We start from the raw sequence: 8,332 nt of genomic DNA on the forward strand, positions 1-8,332 counted from the left end.
CAGCAACTTTGCGACCCTGCGAGACCAGGACATCTACCTGCCGCAGCTTAGCGACGATCTCTTCAGCCGTATGATTCTTCCGTCCCATAAAAACATCCTCCAAATGGCCCAAGGCCATACATCAGGGAGGACCACTTTTCAGGGGGCAGGCCAGGTCGCGGCCGAGACGATCATGGCGGACATGACCGGCCGATCCGTGACCTGGCGACACGGTACCAAAGGGCGGCTGCGAGCCCGCTTCTGTGCGCTGCGCGTCCGGATGGCCGATGGTCCGACCCAGCGGATTGGCGCAATGGGCAATCAGCACCTACCCGGGGAAGCCGTCTGGCTGGTGCGCGAGGAGCGCGGCTCGGGCGAGCGTAAATACTACCTCTCGAACCTGCCGGCCGATGCAACCCTCAAGCGGCTCGCCGCCATGATCAAGGCACGCTGGATCTGCGAGCAGGCGCATCAGCAAATGAAGGAGGAACTCGGCCTCGACCACTTCGAGGGCCGCGCCTGGACCGGGCTACATCGACACGCGCTGATGACGATGATGGCCTACGCCTTCCTCCAGTCCCGGCGTCTCGCAGCAGCGGGTCGGAAAAAAAAGAATCGCCTGCCCACCGCCCCAGCCCTCGATGCCGGCGATCCGCCAAGCCATCCTGGATCAGCTCAGCCGGCCACCACCGCGGCGATGCCCGCACTGTGACGCTGACCTCGACCAGCCCCCTTGAGAACGATCTGCCAAAGTAGTGCTAATACGCTTTGACGTTCTGCTGTCTTGATCGGGACGAACCGCATGGTCGGTCGCGAGACAGCTTCACAGATCGCCTGCGCGTCGGTAGCGTCGTTCTTCTGGCGCCGAACGTATGGCTTCACGTAGGCCGGCGGGATCAGCCGAACCTGATGACCGAATACCGACAGGGAACGGCCCCCAGTGATGCGCTGTGGCGCAAGCCTCCATTCCGACGAGGCAGGGCGTCAGCGCCTCGAAGAACTGGAGGACCTCCGATCGTCTAAGTTTTTTCTTAAACACGACATACCCACCAGCATCGACGCCGTGCACTTCGAACATGTTCTTGTCGAGGTCGAGTCCATGGTGATTATCAACGCTCAAGAGCCAGATCTGACTCTGTCAGCACTAAAAGTGCGGATGAACCATACTTCGAAGCCGATCCACCCCCTGTGAAGTTCGAGGAGCTATGGAGTTGAGCTAGGTCCACTGCGAAACCTCCGCGCAGGACGGACCGAACCCTCGACCCGGTCTCAACGTCCCGCGACATAGGCGACCCTCCCTGCCGATATGGGGCAGGTTGTCCGGCTCGCGCGCGCTGAGAACGATGTCATCTCGGGACCGAATACCGAAGTGGGCCCGCAGTGAGCCGGCGACGCTGTCACTGCGGGAATTGTACGCCGGCGTCCTAGGAGGTCGGCTCGCGGATCTGCTCGACAGCACGGAGGCTGAACAAATGAGCGTAGATCACCGCGATGATGTTCTCGGACTTCAGCTTCAGATATGCGCCGTCGTCCAAGCTTGCGAAGCGCTGCTCATCGACGATGAGCAGCCCGTGCAGTGCGGATGTGCTGCCATTCTCGTTGTTGAAGCTGATGTCGGCCGAAACCAGCAGGTCGTGCTCTGCCAAGGCGGCGCAGAACTGTTTCGTGCGCTTGGCTGCGTCGAGGTACTCGTTCAGGAAGACGATCCGGTCCTCGAGATAGGCGGTCTCGCCGTCCTCGGTGAACAACGCTTCGCCCTTCTCCGTCCCGATGAGCGTGCTGGTTTCATCGACGCAGACGATCGGCCCCCGATCCTCGACCTCGCCGATCATGAAGGGGTAGCGACGCAGGTACGCCGGAACGTAGGAGCCGAGCCACGTACCCTCTGCATCGACCATCGTGTTCTCCCCCGGCTTGCGGCCGACCAGGAAGACGGGGGTCAAGTGCTCCCCGCTTCCCGCGAACACGATCGGCAGGCGATGCGCGGCCATCGCGAATTCGTCGATCACGGCCGGGATCAGATGGCTGCCCTGGGCAAAGCGCAGATCCTGCTCGGATGAGACCACGCGCTTGCTGGCATGGACCGACCGATCGAGGGCGACGATGGATTGATAGAAAAGGGCCTTGCTCTGCATGGTGTTCTCCAAATCTTCGAAAGCAGCCGTTTACGACCTGCGGCTCGCTGGGGGGTGAGGACCATTCCGCCCGGGGCGGCAGACGGACCCGGACGTCAAGGGCTGGACCGGCCGGGCGTGCGCCGTGCCGACGCCGGTGCCTGCGAAAGCCTCGAGCGGGTCCGCGACGGACGCACGGATGAGGGGGCGTCCGACGCCCGTGCGTTTCGCGGTCCTCGGACCAGGAAACGCCGTGAAACGCGAAGCGTCGTGACGGCTCGCGTCCTCGCGCGTACTGTCGGTTGGACGCGCCGCCGCGCGGGGGCCCGTTCCCGGGGAACGCAAGGCCTCGTCGAAGGTCGACCGGGACAAGAAGAATCGGACGGGCGAGCGGAGGGGGTGTTCATGCAGATCTACTGCTCCGCGACGACACGGTAGTACCCATCAGTATAGGTAGTCCATCGATCCGTGCTGGCGTCATAGGACCCGAACAGCGGCACGCCGTTCCAGATGTTCAGCAAGATCAGGTCCGCCCGCGCCTCGATCGAGACGGGATTTCCGGCCTCGTTGCGCTGAAACTTCCACAGCAGAGGAAACGCGGTTTCCCCGGTCGCCGTGGGGGAGAACCAGATCGACAGGGTTCGCGGCGCGATGCCGAGCTTGTGCCGGAAGAAGTAGGCGGTCGTCGTCTTGTTCGAGACGGGCTGCCAACCGGAATCGAAGCAACGGGTCGACATCGGGCCGCAGGTCGTCTGCGCAGATCGCAAGCTCAGGACCGCGACGGCGATCAAGGAGCCCACCAGAAGAACCGCCAGGCCGATCGACAGGATGGATCGATGGCTGCTCCGAGACGCTGGCGCAGCGCGCGCGGCAGCGGGAGCATTCGGCGGCGGCTCGATCCCCGGACCCGCGGCCTGCCGGGGCGCGACGGAGTCCTGGGCTTTGAATTCCGAAGGGGCCGACATGGCGGCGATTTCGGCGACCATCGTGCCGGGGGTCTCGATGCTGATCGGATCGAAAGCGGCCTCGACCGGCCGAGCGCTCCCATCCGGAACGATCTCCCGGCCACCGTCGAGGGATTTTCCGAGGTCTTCGAGGCTCGCGCTCGTGCCGACATGCGCTTCCAGTCGCTCGGTGATGCGCGACAGCGCGGTGCGATACGCGTCCGTTACCCCTTCGCCGAACGTCTCGACCGGCATACGGTCGATGGCGTCGGACATATGGGCATAGACGGCCTGACGGACCTTGGCGTCACGCCAATCCGCCCCATCGAACCGCTGGAAGATCCACTGCCGGAAAATCGCGTCCGGATCGGGCTTGGTCGCAGCGCTGGTTGTCATGAACGGTCGCCTGAGGGTGCGGACGCCGTGGCGGTCCGGCCCGACTGATTGGAAGCGAGGAGGCGGGTCATCGGCCGAGGCCTACGGCGAGGTAGGTGCGCGATCCATTCGCCTCGATACTCGTGGCACGGCCCGAGATGAGGACGCGTCCCTTGGGCAACCCGAATCCCTCGATCCAAATCTGACGATTCGGGCATTGGGCGCGGATCACCACATAGGCCGAGATCTGCTGCGATTTCGTGTCGAGGCCATCGATATAGGTGCCGTTGAGGGTGTCGAGGACCGAACCCGTGAGGGGACATGCCTCGCCCTCCAGGGTCGCCATCGAACCGACGAGACTGGTCAGGTTGGGCGTGACGGACACCTGTCCCACCCGCAATTCCGTCGACTTGTTACGGTCGAGCCAGAAAACCTTCCAGGTGCCTTCCAGGGCATGGGCGGGCTTGCCACCCGGCGCCGGGTTCGAGGCCGCCGGCAGGTCGGGTGCCGTCGGTCCCGGCACGGCGGGCGGGGCGGGCTTCGGCTGGGCATGGGCCGCCCCGGCCATGGCGATGGCGATGGCGGCGAGGAGGCCGGCCCGAAGGCCACACGCGCTCGCGCGCCGCCGGTCGAGGCGAAGCCGCGTCGGCACGCCGTGCATCGGTCGGTCCGTCACGACGGCGCGATCGCGCGCGGCCTCATGCACGACGCGCCCGCCCAGCGATGCAGTCGACGTACAGTTTCTCCAGATCCGCCGTGTAGCGGGGCGTATCGAACAGCGGGCAGACCATGCGTGCCGCCTCGAGCCGGTGCTTCACGTCGGCGTGACGCTCGGGATCGGACGCGAGGGCAATGGCCAGGGCCTCGTATTCCGGCAACGATCCGGTCACGAGTTCGCCCATGCCCGCCGCGGTGAGAACGCTCGCGGCGACCCGGCTCGCGAAGATTTCGCCGATCAGGGTCACCAGGGGCACTCCGCACCAGAGGGCATCGCTGGCCGTGGTGTGGGCGGCGACGGGAAATGTGTCGAGGACGAGATCGGCGAGCTGATAGCGCGCCATATGGTCGGCAAAGGACAGACGCGGCGCGAAGACGAGGCGGTCCGGGTCGACGCCGCGACGCGCGGCTTCCGCGCGGAGATTGTCCATCACGCGCGGGTTGCCGCTGAGGAACCAGAGCACGCTGTCCGGCACGGCCGCGAGGATCCGGCACCAGGACGAGAACACCTCCGGCGTCACCTTGTAGGCGTTGTTGAAGCTGCAGAAGACGAAGCCCCGGGCGGGCAGGCCCGCCTTCGCCCGCGTCGGTGCGACGGGGCGCGGGCGGCGCCGGTCGTTCGGCTGATAGCAATGCGGAAGGCGCAGGACCGTTTCCGTATAGTGGTGGTCCAAGGCAGGGGGTGTAACGATCGGATCGCCGATGATGTAGTCGACGTAAGGCGAACCCATGGTTCCCGGATAGGCGAGATAGTTGATCTGGATCGGGGCCGGGCGGTAGCCGAGGATGCCGGACCGGGTGTGGAGGGTGTAGCCTTTGACGTCCACGAGGATATCGATGCCGTCGCCCGCGATGAGATCCGCTGCGCGCTGGTCCGAGAGGGCCCGGATCTCGACGAAGCGGTCGCACGCCTTGCGGATGCGATCGCGGATCGGGTCCGACGTGCTCGGACCCGCGCTGTAGGCGAAGATCTCGAAGCGCGAGCGGTCGTGAAGCTCGAGCAACTCAATCATCAACCAGGTGGTCGGATGATCGTGGAAATCGCTCGAGAGATATCCGATGCGATAGCGGCCCGAGGACTTCGCGTGCCGCCGCTCGACCCGGTGATCCGGGAAATGCCGCCGCGCGTGGAGCGTCGCGAGATCGCGGTGGACCACCCCATCGACGCCGGGCACGGACAGGATCCCGAAGGGCTGCACTTCGGCGAGATCCAGCGCCGAGGCGGCGGCGACCCGGGCGAACAAGGCCTCGATGCCCTCCCAGGCGCAGAGGTGCTGAGCGACGTGCATCCGCCGTGTTACGAAGGCGAGGTTGTCCGGATCGAGGGCGCTCGCCCGCTCGTACTGGGCGAGGGCTTCGTCGTAGCGCTGCGCGATCTCGTAGCTCGCGCCGAGATTGCCAGCGACCATCGCCGAACCGGGCTCGATCGCCGCGGCCTTCTCGAACGAAGCCGTCGCTTCGGCCAGACTCCCGTTCTCGAGGTGGAACGTGCCGTTGTTGTTGTGAACGACGAAACTGTCGGGCAGGAGGCTGCCGACGTTCTTCATCGCTTCGAGCGCCATGTCCCGGCGCTGAATCTTGCGTGAGCATTCGGCGAAGGCGATGAGGAGCTTGACGTTCGGCGGGTTGGTCCGCGCACTGGGAAGCAGGATTTCCCATGCGTCGAAATGGGCACCGCGAACCGTGAAGAGGTCCGACAGGCTGAGCCAGCTCTCGACGAGGGTCGGATCGCAGGCGATCGCGAGGAAGTAGTTCTCGCAGGCCTTGGCCTCGTCGCCGACCGTCATCCAGGCCGAGCCGAGATTGTGGTAGGCCGGGGCCTGATCCGGCTTGATGTCCCGCGAACGTTCCAGGGCCGGGATCGCCTCGGCCGCACGCCCCAGGCGGATCAGGGCGGCACCGTAATCCGTCCAGCCCAACGCGCTGCCGGGGTGTTGCGCGAGGAACGGCGCCAGCCGTGCGATCGCCGCATCGTCGCGACCCGCGCCGATCTCGCCGAGCGCGGCGTGATCGGCGAGGCTCCAATCCGGGTGAGGCACGACCGCAGGCGGCAGCTTGGCCAACGCCTGCGTCGCCAGCTTCAGATCCGGCGCCTGCGCCAGGGCCGCCTCGATCAGGTGGCGGGCGATGGGAAAGTTGCGACGGCGGACATAGGTCAGGCCGAGATTGAGCTGCGCGACGGGATGCGCGGGCGCGAGGCCGAGGGCGATGGTATGCTGCTTGCGCGCGGCGTCGAAATTGGCCCGATCCCTCAGGACGCTGCCGTAATTGACACGCGCCTCCAAGAAGAACGGGTCGAGACGCAACGCCGCCTCGTAGTAGTCGGTCGATTTCGGCACCTGCCCCATACTGCCGTGGACGAGGGCGAGACTGTACGCCGTCTTCGCCGAGGCACCGAGAAGATGAGCCCGATCAAAGTATTGCTTTGCGCGGGAGAACTGCCCGGCGTTGTAAAAGATATTTCCGTCCGCCAAGGCTTGTTGGGCCGCGGTCAGCGTATCGAAGAGGTTGCTCATCACATCGTGCCTGGCGGATCGCCTGATCTGTCTGGTCGGGTCTCTTGCACGCCAAGCGGACGTCACGATAGAGGGTCGGCGATCAATTCCAAGCTTGCAGGGCCGCGCAACAGATCCTGGTCGTCGCAGGCCCCGCCTCTCGCAGTTCGGCCCGGCGGTCGTTCCGAGAGAGACACGCGACGCGGATCGAGTGGGGCCCGAGACATCCCGACGGACGTCCCGGGCCCCAACCTCGCCCGATCGTCAGAACTCGACGCCGACGCCGACCCGCGCGCCGAGGCGCCGACCGTCCGATCCGAAACCACCATTGACCGTGATCGGCGTTCCACCCGCCACCGCCAGGAGATGATTGAACGTGACGCCGATGGCGCTTTCGCCGCCGAAGTTTCCGTAGTTGACGCCCACGGTGGTCCCGCCGACCCGCGTCGGCATTGCCGGCGCGGCGAGGGCGATCGCCGTCGCCACACCGCCGAAGGCGTCGCGACGCAGCTTCTGCATCTGGAAAGCGTTGTCGGACCGCAGGAGCGCGACGGACTGGTTCATCTGGTCGAGGTTGACTGCGTCCGTGCCGCTGACGGCGGGCGCCACGTTCGTAATGCGGCGCTCGTTGCCGGGGGCGCCGACCGACACGGTGTTGGCCATGTTGGCCACCGAACCGGCACCCAGGGCGACGGAGTTGGCCCCCGAGGCCTGGGCTCCGACGCCGAGGGCGACCGAGCGGACACCCGTGGCGCCGGCGTTGGCGCCGAAGGCCGAGGCGTCGTTGGCGGAGGCAAGCGCGTTGTTGCCCACCGCCGTGGTCGGGTCGGCCACCGCACGGGCACCCGCACCGATCGCGACCGCGCCCGCAAAGCTCGCCTGCGCGCCCCGGCCGATGGCCGTGGTGTCTTCGGCGGTGGCGCGTGCCGTGTTGCCGATGGCGATGCCCGAGGTCGCGCTGGCGAGAGCGGACTGACCGTTCACGCTGCCGAGGCCGGTGATGGACCCGCCGCCGATGGAGACGCCCTGACTGGCGGCAACCGTCACCGACTGCGCGAAGGTGCCGCTCTGCGCGGTGACGTTCGTGGCGTTCACCGTCGTGGCGGACACGGTGGTCGCCGCCACGTTGCTCGCGTTGACAGTGCCGAAATTGCCCGTCGTAGCATTCACCGTGGATGCATTGACCGCCCCGAAGGTCGCGGTCGTGCCGACCAGGTTGGTGATGGTCGCGTTCGTGGCCTGCAGGTTGGCGATCGCGCCGTTGGCGGCCGACAGGTTGGTGATGGTCCCGTTCGTTGCCTGGATGTTGTTCGCCTGCAGGTTGGCGATCGACCCGTTCGTGGCGCTCAAGGCCCCGAACGTTCCGGTCCCGGCCGACAGATTGGTGATGGTGGCGTTGTTCGCCTGCAGGTTGGCGATCGCGCCGTTGGTGGCCGACAGGTTGNGCCGACAGATTGGTGATGGTGGCGTTGTTCGCCTGCAGGTTGGCGATCGCGCCGTTGGTGGCCGACAGGTTGGTGATGGTGCCGGTGGCGGCCGAGAGATTGGTAGCCGTCAGGTTAGCGATCGACCCGTTCGTGGCGCTCAAGGCCCCGAACGTTCCGGTCCCGGCCGACAGATTGGTGATGGTGGCGTTGTTCGCCTGCAGGTTGGCGATCGCGCCGTTGGTGGCCGACAGGTTGGTGATGGTGCCGGTGGCGGCCGAGAG

Annotated in this window: 4 protein-coding genes and 2 pseudogenes; 1 reads left to right on the forward strand and 5 read right to left on the reverse strand. The window is 66.1% G+C overall.

Going from position 1 to position 8,332, the window contains the following annotated elements:
* Positions 1–154 precede the first annotated feature (154 nt).
* Positions 155–691, forward strand: a pseudogene (locus tag ASF22_RS18800) (transposase); the annotation flags it as partial.
* 41 nt (positions 692–732) lie between these two features.
* Here ASF22_RS18800 and ASF22_RS24175 read toward each other — a convergent pair.
* From ASF22_RS24175 to ASF22_RS18825, 5 genes and pseudogenes are all read right to left on the reverse strand, one after another.
* Positions 733–1,057 (reverse strand): annotated as a pseudogene (locus ASF22_RS24175) (IS110 family transposase); the annotation flags it as partial.
* Between the two features lie 346 nt (positions 1,058–1,403).
* Entirely contained in the window at positions 1,404–2,114 is a 711-nt protein-coding gene (locus ASF22_RS18810) for a SapC family protein (protein ID WP_156647861.1), read from the reverse strand.
* Between the two features lie 392 nt (positions 2,115–2,506).
* Positions 2,507–3,433 (reverse strand): hypothetical protein, encoded by a 927-nt coding sequence (locus tag ASF22_RS18815; protein ID WP_056267145.1) that lies wholly within the window; start codon positions 3,431–3,433, stop codon positions 2,507–2,509.
* Positions 3,434–3,500: 67 nt separating this feature from the next.
* Positions 3,501–4,088 carry a hypothetical protein gene (locus tag ASF22_RS18820; protein ID WP_156647862.1) on the reverse strand — a complete coding sequence of 196 codons (588 nt, stop codon included), beginning with the start codon at positions 4,086–4,088 and terminating at the stop codon, positions 3,501–3,503.
* Positions 4,089–4,110: 22 nt separating this feature from the next.
* Positions 4,111–6,645 carry a tetratricopeptide repeat protein gene (locus ASF22_RS18825; protein ID WP_056267153.1) on the reverse strand — a complete coding sequence of 845 codons (2,535 nt, stop codon included), beginning with the start codon at positions 6,643–6,645 and terminating at the stop codon, positions 4,111–4,113.
* Positions 6,646–8,332 lie beyond the last annotated feature (1,687 nt).

It is taken from the genome of Methylobacterium sp. Leaf87, assembly GCF_001422775.1.
GTDB lineage: Bacteria > Pseudomonadota > Alphaproteobacteria > Rhizobiales > Beijerinckiaceae > Methylobacterium.